19 protein-coding genes are annotated in these 15,819 nt (G+C 37.0%); 14 read left to right on the plus strand and 5 right to left on the minus strand.

The window, feature by feature from the left end:
* Positions 1-54 precede the first annotated feature (54 nt).
* Positions 55-1,101, minus strand: a complete 1,047-nt coding sequence (locus MKY78_RS19135; protein WP_339214945.1) for an NlpC/P60 family protein — start codon at positions 1,099-1,101, stop codon at positions 55-57.
* Positions 1,102-1,237: 136 nt separating this feature from the next.
* Between MKY78_RS19135 and MKY78_RS19140 the strand changes: the two genes are divergently transcribed.
* From MKY78_RS19140 to MKY78_RS19165, 6 genes are all read left to right on the plus strand, one after another.
* Positions 1,238-2,194 (plus strand): thymidylate synthase, encoded by a 957-nt coding sequence (locus tag MKY78_RS19140; RefSeq protein ID WP_339217970.1) that lies wholly within the window; start codon positions 1,238-1,240, stop codon positions 2,192-2,194.
* Positions 2,195-2,206: 12 nt separating this feature from the next.
* The gene (locus MKY78_RS19145; protein WP_339214947.1) at positions 2,207-2,698 is read left to right on the plus strand and encodes a dihydrofolate reductase; all 492 of its coding nucleotides are present in this window, start codon (positions 2,207-2,209) and stop codon (positions 2,696-2,698) included.
* 135 nt (positions 2,699-2,833) lie between these two features.
* The gene (gene tatA, locus MKY78_RS19150; RefSeq protein WP_281413767.1) at positions 2,834-3,070 is read left to right on the plus strand and encodes a twin-arginine translocase TatA/TatE family subunit; all 237 of its coding nucleotides are present in this window, start codon (positions 2,834-2,836) and stop codon (positions 3,068-3,070) included.
* Positions 3,071-3,090: 20 nt separating this feature from the next.
* The gene (locus MKY78_RS19155) at positions 3,091-3,294 is read left to right on the plus strand and encodes a twin-arginine translocase TatA/TatE family subunit (protein WP_186869738.1); all 204 of its coding nucleotides are present in this window, start codon (positions 3,091-3,093) and stop codon (positions 3,292-3,294) included.
* Between the two features lie 163 nt (positions 3,295-3,457).
* Positions 3,458-4,201, plus strand: coding sequence for a twin-arginine translocase subunit TatC (gene tatC, locus MKY78_RS19160; protein ID WP_339214953.1), 744 nt, complete (start codon positions 3,458-3,460; stop codon positions 4,199-4,201).
* 21 nt (positions 4,202-4,222) lie between these two features.
* Positions 4,223-4,444, plus strand: coding sequence for a YozE family protein (locus MKY78_RS19165; RefSeq protein ID WP_339214955.1), 222 nt, complete (start codon positions 4,223-4,225; stop codon positions 4,442-4,444).
* Between the two features lie 31 nt (positions 4,445-4,475).
* Here the strand turns inward: MKY78_RS19165 and MKY78_RS19170 are convergent, their stop codons facing one another.
* On the minus strand, positions 4,476-4,799 hold the full coding sequence (locus MKY78_RS19170; protein WP_339214957.1) for a YolD-like family protein: 324 nt from the start codon (positions 4,797-4,799) through the stop codon (positions 4,476-4,478).
* Positions 4,800-4,918: 119 nt separating this feature from the next.
* On the opposite strand from MKY78_RS19170, the gene MKY78_RS19175 reads away from it, so the two are divergent.
* The 7 genes from MKY78_RS19175 (at position 4,919) to MKY78_RS19205 (ending at position 12,330) form a co-directional block, all read left to right on the plus strand.
* Positions 4,919-6,070 (plus strand): exonuclease SbcCD subunit D, encoded by a 1,152-nt coding sequence (locus MKY78_RS19175; protein ID WP_339214959.1) that lies wholly within the window; start codon positions 4,919-4,921, stop codon positions 6,068-6,070.
* A gap of 1 nt (position 6,071) precedes the next feature.
* Positions 6,072-9,185: an AAA family ATPase gene (locus tag MKY78_RS19180; RefSeq protein WP_339214961.1), complete on the plus strand. Its 3,114-nt coding sequence runs from the start codon at positions 6,072-6,074 to the stop codon at positions 9,183-9,185.
* Positions 9,186-9,454: 269 nt separating this feature from the next.
* Positions 9,455-9,844 (plus strand): VrrA/YqfQ family protein, encoded by a 390-nt coding sequence (gene vrrA, locus MKY78_RS19185; protein ID WP_339214963.1) that lies wholly within the window; start codon positions 9,455-9,457, stop codon positions 9,842-9,844.
* 75 nt (positions 9,845-9,919) lie between these two features.
* Positions 9,920-10,873: a peptide-methionine (S)-S-oxide reductase MsrA gene (msrA, locus tag MKY78_RS19190; RefSeq protein WP_339214964.1), complete on the plus strand. Its 954-nt coding sequence runs from the start codon at positions 9,920-9,922 to the stop codon at positions 10,871-10,873.
* A gap of 52 nt (positions 10,874-10,925) precedes the next feature.
* On the plus strand, positions 10,926-11,129 hold the full coding sequence (locus MKY78_RS19195) for a DUF6501 family protein (RefSeq protein ID WP_339214966.1): 204 nt from the start codon (positions 10,926-10,928) through the stop codon (positions 11,127-11,129).
* 93 nt (positions 11,130-11,222) lie between these two features.
* Positions 11,223-11,768: an NADPH-dependent FMN reductase gene (locus tag MKY78_RS19200; protein ID WP_339214968.1), complete on the plus strand. Its 546-nt coding sequence runs from the start codon at positions 11,223-11,225 to the stop codon at positions 11,766-11,768.
* A gap of 322 nt (positions 11,769-12,090) precedes the next feature.
* Positions 12,091-12,330, plus strand: coding sequence for a 4Fe-4S binding protein (locus MKY78_RS19205; RefSeq protein ID WP_186869728.1), 240 nt, complete (start codon positions 12,091-12,093; stop codon positions 12,328-12,330).
* Between the two features lie 35 nt (positions 12,331-12,365).
* On the opposite strand, the gene MKY78_RS19210 is transcribed toward MKY78_RS19205, so the two are convergent.
* Complete coding sequence (locus tag MKY78_RS19210) at positions 12,366-12,635, minus strand: acylphosphatase (RefSeq protein WP_339214971.1); 270 nt, start codon at positions 12,633-12,635, stop codon at positions 12,366-12,368.
* 126 nt (positions 12,636-12,761) lie between these two features.
* Here MKY78_RS19210 and MKY78_RS19215 point away from each other — a divergent pair, with 126 nt between their 5' ends.
* The gene (locus MKY78_RS19215) at positions 12,762-14,288 is read left to right on the plus strand and encodes an FAD-dependent oxidoreductase (RefSeq protein ID WP_339214973.1); all 1,527 of its coding nucleotides are present in this window, start codon (positions 12,762-12,764) and stop codon (positions 14,286-14,288) included.
* Positions 14,289-14,352: 64 nt separating this feature from the next.
* On the opposite strand, the gene modB is transcribed toward MKY78_RS19215, so the two are convergent.
* Both modB and modA read right to left on the minus strand, forming a co-directional pair.
* A complete protein-coding gene (gene modB, locus MKY78_RS19220) occupies positions 14,353-15,033 on the minus strand; it encodes a molybdate ABC transporter permease subunit (RefSeq protein WP_339214975.1) in 681 nt (226 codons plus the stop codon).
* Positions 15,014-15,793 carry a molybdate ABC transporter substrate-binding protein gene (gene modA, locus MKY78_RS19225; protein WP_339214976.1) on the minus strand — a complete coding sequence of 260 codons (780 nt, stop codon included), beginning with the start codon at positions 15,791-15,793 and terminating at the stop codon, positions 15,014-15,016. Before modA ends, modB begins: the two co-directional genes overlap by 20 nt.
* Between the last annotated feature and the right edge of the window lie 26 nt (positions 15,794-15,819).

A 15,819-nucleotide genomic window follows, 5' to 3' on the forward strand; every position in this document is an offset into this window, starting at 1 on the left:
TGTATCAAAAAAATGTAAGGAAGGAGAGCGAATACTGCTCTCCTTCCTTGATGTTTAGCCATCAATCCGCTTCGCACCTAAGTATCGGGTTTGCCAATAGGATTCGTCCATATTACTCACTTCCACACCATCTAAACTAGCATGGATAAATTGATTATTCCCTATATAAATTCCAGCATGAGACGGGCCAGGTTTATATGTCTCAAAGAAAACGATATCACCAACAGATAGTGAATTTACCGGAGTGGCAAAGTTCCAAATGTCACTTACTGTTCTCGGAATAGTGACATCATTTACGCTATAAACATATTGTATAAAGCCACTACAATCAAACCCACCAGGTGAACTACCACCCCAAACATAAGGAGTTCCGATATGCTCCTGAGCCGTTTGAATAATACCAGTATAATTAGCTGGGGCTGTAACATTTTTTACCTTTGTGTTGGTTTTTGTTACTGTTTCCGTTTCTGTTTCAGTATTTGCCACTGTTTCTGCTTCTGCACTAGCATTACTATTGGTTGCTTGTTGTCTTTCTTGGTCATACATGGTTTGAAGGGATTCTTGCGGTGCTTCATCAAGAAACTCAATATCATGTTTTTCTTCTGCAATTTCGATAGCCTGTTTTGTTAACGGGCCATACATTCCATCAATTTCACCTTCATAATAACCGAAGTACTGTAATGATTCCTGAATAATTTTAACATCCTCACTATGAAGGCCTGGATATACTTTATCGGATAATTTTTCTAGCCTTTTAATATGTCGTTCAATATCTACTTCAATCAGTGCAATAATCGTTTCTTTATCCGCTTGACCGGTAATCGTAATATTGTGATCCCGTTGAAACTTTTTAATGGCATGCTCGGTTAGAATGCCTAAATCTCCATCAACTTTATCATCATAATACGATAGCTCATTTAATTTATACTGTAAAATACGAACCGCTTCTCCGTGATCTCCATATTCTAATTGTTCCGCTTCTAATAATGTTCTATTTCCAATAATAGGATAGGCTCCTGCGTAAAGGGCAAATGGTTGACTCAGAACAAAGCTGTATAACAATGTATTCTTGGCTAAATTTTCAACCGTACTATTTAACATGCGTTAATACCCCTTTCGATTGGACTCTTGTTAACTAGTTTTATTGCAAATATATAGAAAATATGAATTACGATTATGTTACAAGATTATTATGGTACAATATAAAAAAAATGAAGTAGATATGGGGGAGCTCGTAATGATAACAGGAGAACAAGCTTATCTAGACTTATGTCAGCATATATTAACTAACGGTACAAAACGAGATGACCGAACCAAAACTGGTACATATTCCGTATTTGGTCACCAAATGCGATTTAATTTACAAGAAGGTTTTCCACTACTAACGACGAAAAGAGTTCCGTTTCGTCTAGTTGCAAGTGAATTATTATGGTTTATTAAAGGGGATACTAATATCCGTTATTTATTAGAAAATAATAACAATATATGGAATGAATGGGCTTTTAAAAAATGGGTAGAAAGTGATGAGTATACTGGCCCTGATATGACCGATTTTGGGAATCGCAGTCAGGTAGACCCTGCTTTTAATGAAGTTTATGAAGAACAAATGAATTATTTTAAACAAAAAGTATTAGAAGATGACCAATTCGCAGAAAAATATGGTGACCTTGGTTCTGTATATGGAAAGCAATGGAGAGCGTGGAAAACATCACAAAATGAAACGATTGATCAGATAAAAGAGGTAATTGAAGCCATTCGTACGAATCCAAATTCTCGTAGACATATCGTATCTGCTTGGAATCCGGAAGAGGTTCCAAATATGGCATTACCGCCTTGTCATACGCTATTTCAATTCTATGTAGCGGATAGTAAGCTATCTTGTCAACTTTACCAACGCAGTGCAGATGTATTTTTAGGAGTGCCGTTTAATATAGCTAGTTATGCATTATTAACCCATCTAATTGCACATGAAACAGGGCTTGAAGTTGGGGAGTTTGTTCATACACTAGGAGATGCTCATATTTATGGGAATCATGTAGAACAAGTAAAACTTCAATTAACTCGTGAGATGAAAGCAATGCCAAAGCTCAAATTGAACCAAGAAAAAGCGTCCATTTTTGATTTCGAACTTAGCGATTTTGAAATAATTGGTTATGAGCCACATCCTACCATTAAAGCGCCTATTGCGGTATAAGGAGGAATTTACTTGCTATCACTATTATTTGCAATGGACCGTAATCGTGTCATTGGTTCTAATAATGATTTGCCATGGCATCTACCGAATGATTTGAAATTTTTCAAGGAAACAACGACGGGCCATACGATTATCATGGGAAGAAAGACGTTCGATTCGATTGGACGAGCACTACCGAACCGGAGAAATATTGTGTTAAGCAGAAACAATATAACACTTCCTGAAGGTGTAGAATTAATTCACGATATGGACACGATTATCGAAATGAAGGAACAGAATCCTAATGAAGAGTTATTTGTCATTGGTGGCGGTGCTTTATTTAAAGACATCCTTCCATATGCAGACCGTATGTATGTGACTTTAATTGATCATGAATTTGAAGGGGATGTTTATTTTCCAGCCTTTTCAACCGATATGTGGAGAGAAACCTCTACTGTTAAAGGGGTAAAGGATGAGAAGAATCCGTATGATTATTACTTTATTCAGTATGATCGAATCCGTTAATTGGCATGGTGGTTGTTTATTCTACGGTTAACTGATAAAATAAAGATGGTTATCATGATGTAACCATCCTTGTTTTATGAACGTTTTGTGAGCGTTTCTTTTGATACATATATTTTGTAAGTGTTTTAAACTATAATGAAACTAATTTTGATAGAAGAAGGTGTCAATATGGGTCCTATTGGAATTCCAGGTTTAATTTTAATCCTAATCATTGCTTTAGTTATTTTTGGTCCAAAAAAACTACCTGAAATCGGAAAGGCCGCTGGTCAAACGTTAAAGGAGTTTAAGAAATCTGCAAAGGATTTAACGGAAGATGTAACGGAAGAAATTAAGGATGCAAAAGATCTTACGCAAGGTAAGGATAATAAATAAATTACTTGGAGTGAACAGTAATGAGTGGTATCGGTGTACCTGGTTTAATTTTAATTCTTATTGTTGCATTAGTCATCTTTGGTCCGTCGAAACTACCTGAAATCGGAAAGGCTTTTGGTAGTTCATTACGTGAGTTTCGCAATGCTGCAAAGGACATTGTTTCAGAGGATAACAAGCAAGAAAAGCCGGTTAACGAAGTAAATACAACGATTAAAAATGACTAACTAAAGGTGTAAGGTGGATAACCTTGCATCTTCTTTTCTGTTGTGATCTCTTTCTTTCCAGATCACGGTGAGGATTCCTAGTATACGTATATAGACAAGCTTTTATAACAAGTATTAGTATAATGAAATTTGATACAGCATTTGAACTCTTGGGGTGTTTTGTATGGCGCGTAAGAATAAAGAGAAAGAAATGAATTTTACTGGTCATCTAGCGGAGCTTAGAAATAGGTTAGTGGTAACTGCGCTCTTCTTTGTTGCGTTTTTTATTATAGGTTTTGTATATGTTAGAGATATTTATGGATTTTTTGAGAGTCATATTGACTTTAAACTAGCAGTAATTGGTTTAGGAGAAGTGTTTTGGGTGCAATTTACTATGGCTGGAATCGTTGCATTAGCTGCTACTCTTCCCATATTAGCTTTGCAGATTTGGTTGTTTATTAAGCCAGGGCTTACGCCGAAAGAAAGAAGAGCATCCTTAGCATATATCCCAGTCATTTTCTTGCTTTTTGTTGGTGGACTAGTTGTTGGTTATATCATGTTTATAAATTTAATATTACCGTTCCTATTATCTCTAAATGATGGTATGTTTAATGAAATGTTTACGGTAGAAAAGTATTTTAAGTTCGTCTTTCGCATTACATTACCATTTGCTATTATTTTTGAAATACCAATTATTGCGATGTTTTTAACTAGTATTGGCATTTTATCGCCAAGCGCGATGCGAAAAATGAGAAAATATGCTTATTTTATTTTGATTATCGTTGCTGCGATGGTTACACCACCAGACTTTATTTTACCATTAATCGTTGCAATTCCGTTCTTTCTATTATATGAAATCAGTATTTACCTTTCTACTACGGTATATAGAAAGAAAGAGAAGAAGCATCGTGAATTTATGGAAGGCTAATTTATATTTGAGGTGTTTTATATGCGCTCGTTCTATCATTTTATGATGAGCTATCGTGGAAAAAAGAAGCCAGATGATGAAAGCAAACTGGCAGATTGGATGTTTCAGGATCATAATTTTCCGAGGCACTCTGATAGCTATGACGAAATTAGCGAGTATTTAGAATGGAATAGTCCATTCACCAATGCGATATCTGTATTTGACTCGCTGTGGGAAATATATGTAATAAAAGAAAAAGATTAAACTAGGGTCTGTCGATAAGACAGACCCATTACTATGATTGAATACGATATATATCGTTAAATGGAATAGCTAGTATTTCTTCGTTTAGATCCTTCAAGAGAACCTTTTGCTTTAGTTGATCCACCTTTTGAATCGTCCCACTAATCGCTACCATTTTCCCGTTTTGATAATACGTTAATGTAATAAGCTGATTGTCCTGATACGCCTCGATAATTTGATTGTTTATTAGCTCAAGCTCCTGCTCATCTAGCAGAGGCCGTTGGATGCGATTATCCTCACTCCATATAGTTTTTAGGAGTTCTACGTGCTCAGGGAGCATTAATGAAGTCCATTTGATAGATCCTCTATCATTCACGATTTTATCACCTCATCTTTATTATATACGAACATTTGTTTGTTTATCAAGGAAGCAATATACTGCAGAGTAACGAAACATGATAAAATAGAAGAAGAAATCACAAGGGGGAAAGTAGTATGAAAATAGTACACACCGCTGATTGGCATCTTGGAAAGATTGTGAATAGCGTTCATATGACAGAGGAACAAGCATATATTCTTGATCAGTTAGTCGACATCATTCGAACAGAGAAACCGGATGTGTTAGTAATTGCAGGCGATTTATATGATAGAGCTATTCCACCAAAGGAAGCCGTAGATCTATTAAATCGCGTATTAACAACCCTTGTAACGGACATAAAGATCCCAGTATTAGCGATTTCTGGTAATCATGATAGTCCAGAACGTTTAGAGTTCGGAACAGAATTATTTCGCTCACAAGGGCTTTATATTGAAACCAGACTAAGTAGAAGTCTTGAGCCTATTGTTATAGAAGACGAGCATGGTCCAGTTTACTTTCATCTAGTTCCTTACATTGAGCCTGCCGAGGCTAGGGAGCTATTTAACGATGACACGATTCATTCCCATCAAACAGCAATGGAAGCCGTAACAAACTATATTAAAGAGCATCATGACATGAATGAACGTCACATATTTGTAGGACATGCTTTTGTAGCTGGTGGAATGGAGTCTGAATCAGAGGAGCGATTATCGATGATTGGTGGAACTCCATATGTCGATGCGAATTTGTTTCAAGACTTTGTTTATGTTGCGTTAGGACATTTGCATCAACCACAGCGTATTAAGCGAGATGAGGTAAGGTATAGTGGTTCGATTTTAAAATACTCCTTTTCCGAAGCTACTCATAAGAAGTCTGTCACCATCATTGAACTAGATGCGGATGGAACGTGTGAGTTAAAAGCTATTCCGTTAGTACCGAAGCATGATATGCGTATTGTAGAAGGACATTTTGAGGATCTTCTTACCAATCCACTAGAAAACAATGAGGATTACTTACACATCCGCCTGCTCGACAAGGGACAGATCATGGATCCGATGTACAAGTTAAGAAAAGTGTATCCGAATATTTTACGATTAGAGCGGGTTGGATTTTCTACAACAAAGAGCCTACTAGATTTACAACAAATTCGCCAAAAGCAAACACAATCTCATACAGAGCTATTTGCTTCCTTTTATGAAGAGATTACTGGTGAAGCGATTGATGAGAAACGAATGGCATATATCGAAAGTACGATTTCGACTGTAATGGCAAAGGAAAGAGGGGAATAAAATGCGTGCAATCAAGTTAAGTGTGACTGCTTTCGGTCCCTATTTAGAAAAGCAAGTTATTGACTTTGAGTTGTTAGGTGATGAATCTATTTTTCTAATAACTGGCCCCACTGGTGCTGGAAAGACAACGGTGTTTGATGCGATTTGTTATGCTTTATATGGGAGAGCAAGTGGCTCTGACCGTGACCAAGACTCACTACGCAGCCATTTTGCAGCAATAGATGAGCCTACTGAAGTGGTATTCCAATTTGCCCTAAATAACTGCGTGTATGAGATTATACGTAATCCTAAGCAACAAAAGAAAAAAGAACGTGGCGATGGCTACACCGAAGAGCCAGCTAAGGCAATCTTGTATGAGATTGTCAATGGAGAAAAACAATTGCTATCCTCTCGTATTAAAGATGTCAATGAAACAATTGAAGAGAAGCTTGGATTTGATTATGAGCAGTTTCGTAAAATGGTACTAATTCCTCAAGGAGAATTTCGCAAGCTCATCTCAGAAAATAGTAGAGAACGTGAAGCCATTCTTCAGAAGATATTCCGTACCCATTTTTATGAAAAAATGACGGATGAATTAAAAATTCAAGCGAAAGAATTAGAAACTCAAATGAAAAAGCTAGAAGCGGATATGGAATATGAGCTATCTAAAATTGACTGGCAACATGTTGAAATAGAAGAGTCGGATACTAATGAGGTAAAACTAGATAAACTACGTCTGGAAATTGAAGAAACAGAAAATAGAGCGACTGAGCAAAACGAAGCAATAGGGAAGCAGCGGGAAAAGTTAAAACTTGTAGAGGATAAGCTCAGAAAAGCGAGCATCATTGAAGAGAAGTTTAAAGAACAACAAGCCCTCTTAGTAGAACAGCAACGGCTCGATCAGCAGAAAGCTACAATGGCAGAACAGAAAGCAAGGCTTCACCTTGCTAGAACCGCTCAGCAACTTGTCCCACTAGAAGAACAAGCCGCAGCAAGACAGGCAGAGTGGCAAAGACAAGCTAAACGCCTACAGGAGCAAGAAGCCAATCTAGCTCAGCTAAATAAAGAGTATGGGAGCGTGAAACAGAAATATGAAGAGGCGATAAGTAAGGAATCGGAACGCGAAACATTAAAAGAAGAAATTAAACGGGGAAAAGAACAGCTGCAGCTTGTGAATACGTATCTTGAGTTAACGAAGAAAATGGATAAGCTGGAGCAGAAGAAAATCCAAGCCAATGATAAACTAACGCAAACGCAAATGAACTTACAAAAATTAGAAGCTAAAATGAAAGAGTTAGAAACACAATTAGCAGAAGAGACGACATTAACTAAAGCGTATTATGAAACAAGAGATGCGTTAATAGAACAAGAGGATAGGAAGAAGAAATTAACGGAATATCAAATAGAAAGTCACAAGCTGATTGGTTTAAGGCAACAATATGCCACCGCTAAGCGAAAGTATCAAGAAAAACAAGAGCATATTAAGCATTTAAAGGCCAAGTACGATAAGCTACAATTAGCTCAAAATGAGCAATTTGCTGGATGGCTTGCCCATGAGTTAGTACCAGGTGAACCTTGTCCGGTTTGTGGGTCTACACATCATCCGAATAAAGCGGTACAAGATACATTCGAACATAACATGGAAGAGCTAGAAGAATTAAAAGCATTAATCCAGAAGCAGGAGCTAGAGTTTGATGCTGTGCAACAGGATTTTGTTAACCATAAAACGAATGGGCAAACACAGCGTTCTTACGTTGATAAGCTACAAGCTGAATTAGAAACGATTTTCCCTGGCTTTGCGAATGAACAAGTTCAAACTGTGGAAGCCAATGTAACGAATGAGATAGACAGTATCAAACGAAAATTAGAAGGAATAACCACTAAACTAAAGGAAATAAAAAGTATCCAAGACAAAAAAGTCACCTATCAGAATAAAGAAACTGAATTAAAACAAACATTTGATTTAATATCCAAGCATATGCAAGAGCTTAATGATGAGCTACTAAAAACCTCTGCAAAAGCGGAAGAATTAGTAAAACAATTACCAAACGAAGTGGAAGATCCGACAACATTTACTAACCTTGTAATCGAGAAAGAAAAACAGTATGAACATGTGATGGTCGAATGGGAGCAATTAAAGTCTTCTTATGAGAAAATAAATGAGCTACGACAAAAACAAACGACCGTTTTAGAACAAGTTCAAGGATTTGAACAAGAAACAAACGATAGCTATCAACTGCAAAAGCAAAAGTTTCTTACTGCAATTTCCGAAAATGGATTCGCGAATATAGAAGAATACCATAAAGTAAAATTATCGCTAGAACAACAAAAACAACTAGAGACAGAAATAGAGACATATGAAGCAACAGTAAAGAGAATTCAATTTCGATTAGAGGAACTAAACGAACAGTTAGAAAAGGTGGAAAGAGTAAATTTAGAAGCGTTGGAAGCAGAGGCTAATCTATGCAAGGAAGAGCTACAACAAATGCAGGAAAGATTATTAACCATTCAATCCAAACAAAAGCATGATGAGGAAAGTAGACAACGACTAAAGACTATTATGCAAAATAATAAGGTGTTAGAAACCGATTATTATATAGTCGGATCATTAGCAGATTTATCGAGTGGAAATAATGCCTTACGTTTATCGTTTGAACGGTACGTATTAGCTTCTTTCTTAGATGAAATTTTACTACAAGCAAATGTGCGATTGGATCGTATGACAGATCATCGCTATCAACTAGTCCGAAGTGGGGAAGTGGCGAAGCGTGGTGCACAGAGTGGGCTCGACTTAGAAGTCATGGATCATCATACTGGGATTACACGATCAGTCAAAACCTTATCAGGTGGGGAAGGATTTAAAGCGGCACTAAGCTTAGCGCTAGGATTAGCAGATGTCGTACAAGCCCATGCTGGTGGTGTTCAACTTGATACATTATTTATCGATGAAGGATTTGGCACGTTAGATGAGATTTCCCTACAACAAGCAATTGACTGCTTAAAGGATCTCCAAGAAAGCAATCGATTACTCGGAATTATTTCTCATGTACCAGCTCTAAAGAGTGAAATTCATACGAAATTAGTTATCGAGCCTTCTCATAGGGGGTCTAAATTAGCTTTCCGTTTTGGAAATTAACCGGATTCTATTCAAAAAATGCGCTCTTTCGTCAAGAATCGTTCTAAATCGCATGATACATGTTGTTTCCTGCGGTTACCCGGGAAATACAGGCTCTTTTTTTATGATTCCTACTTGTGTGCCTACACGCTTTACGATTCAGTACGTACAATGAACTAGATATAACTATTGAAATGAGGGATGGCAATATGGTATTCCCACCGCAGAGACAATCAAGAGGCAATTTCCCTAGAAACGATTTTCCATTTCCGAACCCTGGTTATCGTCAAATGCCACCACGAAATAACCCGTTAGCAGGCTTAGTTCAGCAATTTTTAGGTAGGAGTGGGCCAAATGTTGGGCAAACACAGAACGTTGGCCAGATGGCTTCTAGAGGCGTAGAGGGTTTATCGAAGACATTAAATGGTGTGCAGCAAGTATTACGTGTAGTAGATACTGCTACACCATTAGTAAAACAGTATGGACCACTTGTTCGAAATTTGCCTGCTATGTATCGGATGATGAAAGCATTTAACTCGATGGAAAGTACGGATGCAGCAGAAGAAAGTAATGAGCTTGAAAGTCTTGAACGGGAGTCTATTTCTACTAATACCATTGATGAGGAGTCTCCTGTAAGACGATCGAGAGAAGGGCAATCCACACCAAAATTATTTATCTAATAAGGCAGTAAACTTGATTTTTCGATGAAAAAAGGAAAAAATGAATTATAGTAGCAGTTTATGGAGGTAGTAAATATGACAGATCAATTTGAAAAAGCCACTTTTGCAGGTGGATGCTTTTGGTGTATGGTAGAACCTTTTGACACTCGTCCTGGAATTAAACGGGTTGTTTCAGGATATACGGGAGGACATGTTGAAAATCCAACGTATGAACAAGTTTGTTCCAATACAACTGGACATGTAGAAGCGGTACAAATTACCTTTGATCCAGAAATCATGCCATATGAACAATTACTCGAGACTTTTTGGCAACAAATTGATCCAACTGATCCTGGAGGTCAATTTAATGATCGGGGAGAATCTTATCAGACTGCGATTTTCTATCACAATGATAAACAAAAAGAATTGGCGGAGAAATCGAAGCAGGTATTAGCTGAAAGTGGTAAGTTCTCCAAACCTATCGTTACGAAGATTCTTCCTGCCAAGCCTTTTTATGAAGCGGAGGAAAATCATCAAGATTACTATAAGAAGCAGTCCTTCCATTATCGCCTGTATAAAAAAGGCTCTGGCAGAGAGGATTTTCTAAAGAATACGTGGAAAATAGACAAATCTAACCTAAAGGAAAAGCTTACGCCACTTCAATATCACGTTACACAAGAAAAAGGGACTGAACGTCCGTTTGAAAATGAGTATTGGGATAATCAAGAAGAGGGAATATATGTAGATATTATTTCTGGTAAACCGTTATTTTCTTCAAGAGACCAATATGATGCTGGATGTGGTTGGCCAAGCTTTACGAAGCCAATCGATAGCTATGAAATCGTAGAGGAACTCGATACGTCACATGGCATGATTCGAACTGAAATTCGCAGTAAAACGGCTGATTCTCATTTGGGACATGTATTTGAAGATGGTCCTAGCGAACATGGGGGATTGCGTTATTGTATGAACTCTGCTGCAATGCGCTTCGTTCCGAAAGAGAAGATGGAAGAAGAAGGATATGGACATTTATTGAAATTATTTAATTAGAAACTGAGTTTACCATCATTGCATTATGTTACCTAAAGGAGGAAAATGACTTATGATGCATTTAAAATGGGAGAATAACCCAACAATCAAACAAATAGAATGTGTACATGCTAACGCAAAGAAATTCATTGTAGATAATAAGTTAACACCTGGGAAAGTATACGATGTGAAAAACGAGACAGAAGAGTTCTATTTTATTTTTGATGATAGTAATCGTATTGCAGGATTTCGTAAAGATTACTTTAAAGAAATGTAATTAGTCTTTGCGATAATGGCAGAATTGCTGCCATTGCTACATAAGTAGTTCAAAACAAACAAGAATGGAATCACAACTAATGGAGGTAATAAAATGAACGTTGTTACGTTAGTAGGAAGTATTAGAAAAGAATCATTGAACATGAAAATTGCGAAATTCATGCAGGATCGCTACAAAGATAAATTTAATATGCAGATTTTAAGTATTGATACACTACCATTTTATAATCAGGATGACGAAAATGATCCTCCACAAGTGGTGAAGGACTTTAAAAGAGAGATAGCGAATGCTGATGCTGTTATCATTGTTACGCCTGAGTATAACTGGTCGATTCCAGGAGTATTAAAGAATGCTCTAGATTGGGGTTCACGTGTGGAGAAAGTATTGGTAAATAAACCTGTATTTCCTCTAGGGGCTTCACAAGGAGTACTTGGAACAATTCGGGCACAACTTCATTTACGAGATATTTTATCCTCTACAGGTATTCAAGCAAGAATACTTCCACCAGGAGGAAATGAAGTGTTAATCAATTTAGCAGGACAAAAAGTAGACGTAGAGACGGATATGTTAACTGATCAAAAGACTATCGAATTTTTAGATAGCAAAATTGATACATTTATTGAATTTATTAATTCTTAATTTATAAAGGAAAAGAAGCTTACTCTTGCAGTTAAGCTTCTTTTTTACTTTAAATACATCTAATAAATCTAGCCATATTGTAAGACTAACGAATATGACATTTGGATTGGATTGCGTATTTAAAGGAAGTAGAACATGTAAGATATACTAGTCTGTCTTGTACATCTATCTCCATATTACCTCGCCTTAAAGAAATCGTATGAAAAAAATGAAAAAGGTGATTCTATTAGTAATTGCTTGAACAAAAAATTGAACTTCTGTAGTATAATTACTATAATATGGCATTTATTGAGGTTTATATTTTGTAAAAGGAGGTTCTTACATGGCATTTGTTATTACGTCGCCTTGTAAAACAGAAAAAGCAGGGGAATGTGTTGAAGTTTGTCCTGTTGATTGTATAGAAGAAGGCAAAGATATGTTTTTTATTGATCCAGATATTTGTATTGATTGTGGAGCTTGTGAAGCAGTTTGTCCAGTAGAAGCTATCTATATGGAAGATGAAGTTCCAGAAGAGGAAAGTGAATATATCCTATTAAATCGTAAATTCTTTGAAGATCGTTAATAGTAAAACCGCTATCCGTTTGGAATAGCGGTTTTTTATTTGATATCAAATGCTTTATAGTGTTGATGAGTTTCATTTACAGTTATCTGTACGTCATCAATTCGTATCAATGGATGAAAACCTTCTTTTAATTGTTTTATATAAGCTGTGATAGGTGCTTTTGTCCCTTCGATTTCCAATTCGACTCTACCATCTTCTAGATTTCTCACCCATCCCTTTAAATCATAGTCAATAGCCTTCTGTTTTGCTGCAAACCGAAATCCAACACCTTGAACGCGTCCACTAACGATAATATGAACATTCATCTTAATCCTCCTTGATTTAACAAGAATACCATATAAATCCATTGATTATTGGGGATACTGATTATAGATATTTTCATTATGACATATCCAACTAAATCATGCATGGTAAGAAGGAGTGGTTTATACATGGCGCAATCAAAAGAATTACCACAGTTTCCAGAGCCATTTTGGCGGGAGATAGATATACCAAATTATCCGAAATTAGAAGAAGGAATGAAAGTGGATGTTGGAATAGTAGGGGGAGGCATTGTAGGTATAACGGCAGCTTATTTACTTGCCAAGCAAAATGTAACGGTAGCTCTACTTGATGCAGGTAGAATTTTAAATGGAACTACCGGACATACTACTGCAAAAATCACAGCCCAACATGGCCTCATTTATGATGAGTTTATCCAACATTTTGGCGAAGAAAAGGCGAAATTATATTATGAAGCACAAATGGAAGCGAAAGAATTTGTAGAAGCTACAGCGAAGGAATTGGACATTAATTGTGACTTGGAAGAACAGGATGCGATTATTTATACAAATTCGGATGACTATGTGAATCAGTTAGAAACGGAGAAAAAAGCGTATGATACCTTAGGGATTGATAGTGAATTAACGGATTCGATACCGCTAAAGGTGCAGCATAAATTAGCATTGATTATGAAAAATCAAGCGCAATTCCACCCATTGAAATTCTTAAGTGTACTGGCTAAAGAAGCGGTAAAACATGGTGCACAAATTTTTGAGAATACTACTGCAGTTGATGTGGAGTATAATAAGCATCCCGCAATCATTACGAGAGAGGGACATCGAGTCATTTGTGGCAATATATTTGTCGCTTCCCATTTTCCATTTTATGATGGACAAGGTTTCTACCCTGCTAGAATGTATGCAGAGAGAGCATATGTTTTAGCAATTAAATCGAAGAAGAACTATCCTGGTGGAATGTATATTACAGCTGAGGAGCCTACTCGTTCTCTACGATCTATTACGATAAATGGTGAGGAAGCTTGGCTTGTTATAGGGGATAATCATAAGACGGGGCAAGGTAAGTCCACAATCGAGCATTACAAAGCATTACAGGATTTTGCAGAAGCCCATATCGGTGTGGAAGAGATTTTATATCGCTGGTCCGCACAAGATTTAACCACACTAGATAAACTTCCGTATATAGGTAGAATTTCGGAGGAAGAAGATAAGATTTTCGTTGCTACAGGATTTCGGAAATGGGGAATGTCAAATGGTATTCTGGCAGCTAAAATTATCTCGGACAAGATTTTAGGTCATGAAAATCGATATACTGAATTATTCTCACCTTCTCGATTCCAAGCAGACCCTTCCTTACGTAAGTTTGCGCGAATTAATGCCGATGTAGCCAAGCATTTAATTAAAGGAAAGTTAGAGTTTACGGATAATAGTATTAAATCACTTTCCAAGGATGACGCCACTGTTACACGAATCAATGGAAAAAGGGCAGGTGTCTATAAGGATCCAGAGGATAAATACCATTGTGTGGATACGACATGTACCCATATGGGGTGTGAAGTAGAATGGAATTCTGGAGAAAGAACATGGGATTGTCCATGTCATGGTTCTAGATTTTCTTACACTGGTGAGGTAGTAGAGGGACCAGCGAAGCGGCCATTAGAGCGAATTGATTTGGAGTAGGATAAAGATAGTTGCTCAAACAAATAAAAGCCATACAGCCTCTAGTTCGCTGTATGGCTTTTATTTATTTTTCTCTTACTCGCACAAATAGCAACATGATAAATGATATTAAAACAATCGAAATAACCCATAGCCAAGCCATGGTAAGGTTACCAGACTCCATTGCAACATAGATTGCGGTAGGTATAGTTTGGGTTACACCAGGTATATTCCCTGCGAACATTAAGGTAGCACCGAATTCACCTAAGGCACGTGCGAAACTTAATATACATCCAGTGATGAGCACCTTTGATGCTAGCGGAATCGAAACAAATAATAATAGCTTGCATTCACTTGCACCATCCAACCTAGCCGCAGCTTCAATATCTTTATCCACACCTTGGAAGGCTGATTTTGCTGATTGATACATGAGTGGAAAGGCAACGATTGAAGCTGCAACAACAGCAGCGTACCAAGTAAACATAATAGGTTGATGAAATAACCATTCCATTATTTTACCAACAAAACTATTTCTTCCAAATACGACAATAAGAAAAAATCCAACAACAGTAGGAGGGAGGACGATTGGTAGCATCATGATAGTTTCGATTATTGCTTTTCCTTTAAAAGATTTTCTAGCGAATAGTCGTCCGATTAACGTTCCGATTAGGATGACCAGAATACCAGAGATTGTAGCAACTTTTAAGGACAACCATATCGGATTAAGAAATTCTTCTGATACTAAACTAGTGAGTAGTGAATCCATAATGTTCGAATACCTCTAATGAATTTTGGTTTTGTAAATAGTGATAGAAATCTTTAGCAGCTTCATCGTTCTTCGTATCGTGAATAATCCCGACTGCATAGGAAATAGGTGAATGCGATGATGGGTCTGCGGTAGCGATAATGGCCACCTTCTCAGACTGCAAAGCATCTGTTTTATATACGATACCAGCTTCTACATTACCGGTTTCTACATAAGCTAGTACTTGTCTAACATCCTTCGCATAAACCAACTTAGATTGAAGATCACTCCATAGATCGTAATATTCAAGTGCTTCTTTAGCATACTTACCAGCAGGTACCGTATCTGGTGTACCAATTGAAATACGCTGTACATCATCTTGAAGTAAGTCATCAAATTCGGAAACTCCATTATGTTCAATCGGAGCAACTAGTACAAGCTCATTTTCTAGCAATTGGGTACCATCTTCCTCCTTAATGAATCCATCTTCAACTAGACTATTAAATTTATCCTCTGCCGCAGAAAAATAGATATCAGTAGGAGCACCTTGTGCAATTTGTTGCTGCAAGGATCCTGATCCACCAAAGTTAAAACGAATATTCACATGAGAATTTTCATCCTCGTATAATTGTTTAATATCTTCTAAAGCATCTTTTAGACTAACTGCAGCTGATATGGTTAGATCAACTTCATTTGATTGGTTTACGGAATGGCTCGAGCAACCAGTTATAATCACAATCAATAGAAGTATGGAAAAAATAGGTTTCTTCTTATGTAACACGCACTTCCACCTCGCTTGAAGAATCT

The organism is Ornithinibacillus sp. FSL M8-0202, from assembly GCF_037975285.1.
Classification (GTDB): domain Bacteria; phylum Bacillota; class Bacilli; order Bacillales; family Amphibacillaceae; genus Ornithinibacillus; species Ornithinibacillus massiliensis.

What these genes read in the sequence shown, in the direction of transcription:
- MKY78_RS19135 (WP_339214945.1), bottom strand. Translation starts at nt 1,101, where the DNA reads ATGTTAAATAGTACGGTTGAAAATTTAGCCAAGAATACATTGTTATAC.
- MKY78_RS19140 (WP_339217970.1), top strand. Translation starts at nt 1,238, where the DNA reads ATGATAACAGGAGAACAAGCTTATCTAGACTTATGTCAGCATATATTA.
- tatA (WP_281413767.1), top strand. Translation starts at nt 2,834, where the DNA reads ATGAAACTAATTTTGATAGAAGAAGGTGTCAATATGGGTCCTATTGGA.
- MKY78_RS19155 (WP_186869738.1), top strand. Translation starts at nt 3,091, where the DNA reads ATGAGTGGTATCGGTGTACCTGGTTTAATTTTAATTCTTATTGTTGCA.
- tatC (WP_339214953.1), top strand. Translation starts at nt 3,458, where the DNA reads ATGGCGCGTAAGAATAAAGAGAAAGAAATGAATTTTACTGGTCATCTA.
- MKY78_RS19165 (WP_339214955.1), top strand. Translation starts at nt 4,223, where the DNA reads ATGCGCTCGTTCTATCATTTTATGATGAGCTATCGTGGAAAAAAGAAG.
- MKY78_RS19175 (WP_339214959.1), top strand. Translation starts at nt 4,919, where the DNA reads ATGAAAATAGTACACACCGCTGATTGGCATCTTGGAAAGATTGTGAAT.
- MKY78_RS19180 (WP_339214961.1), top strand. Translation starts at nt 6,072, where the DNA reads ATGCGTGCAATCAAGTTAAGTGTGACTGCTTTCGGTCCCTATTTAGAA.
- vrrA (WP_339214963.1), top strand. Translation starts at nt 9,455, where the DNA reads ATGCCACCACGAAATAACCCGTTAGCAGGCTTAGTTCAGCAATTTTTA.
- msrA (WP_339214964.1), top strand. Translation starts at nt 9,920, where the DNA reads ATGACAGATCAATTTGAAAAAGCCACTTTTGCAGGTGGATGCTTTTGG.
- MKY78_RS19195 (WP_339214966.1), top strand. Translation starts at nt 10,926, where the DNA reads ATGATGCATTTAAAATGGGAGAATAACCCAACAATCAAACAAATAGAA.
- MKY78_RS19200 (WP_339214968.1), top strand. Translation starts at nt 11,223, where the DNA reads ATGAACGTTGTTACGTTAGTAGGAAGTATTAGAAAAGAATCATTGAAC.
- MKY78_RS19205 (WP_186869728.1), top strand. Translation starts at nt 12,091, where the DNA reads ATGGCATTTGTTATTACGTCGCCTTGTAAAACAGAAAAAGCAGGGGAA.
- MKY78_RS19210 (WP_339214971.1), bottom strand. Translation starts at nt 12,635, where the DNA reads ATGAATGTTCATATTATCGTTAGTGGACGCGTTCAAGGTGTTGGATTT.
- MKY78_RS19215 (WP_339214973.1), top strand. Translation starts at nt 12,762, where the DNA reads ATGGCGCAATCAAAAGAATTACCACAGTTTCCAGAGCCATTTTGGCGG.
- modB (WP_339214975.1), bottom strand. Translation starts at nt 15,033, where the DNA reads ATGGATTCACTACTCACTAGTTTAGTATCAGAAGAATTTCTTAATCCG.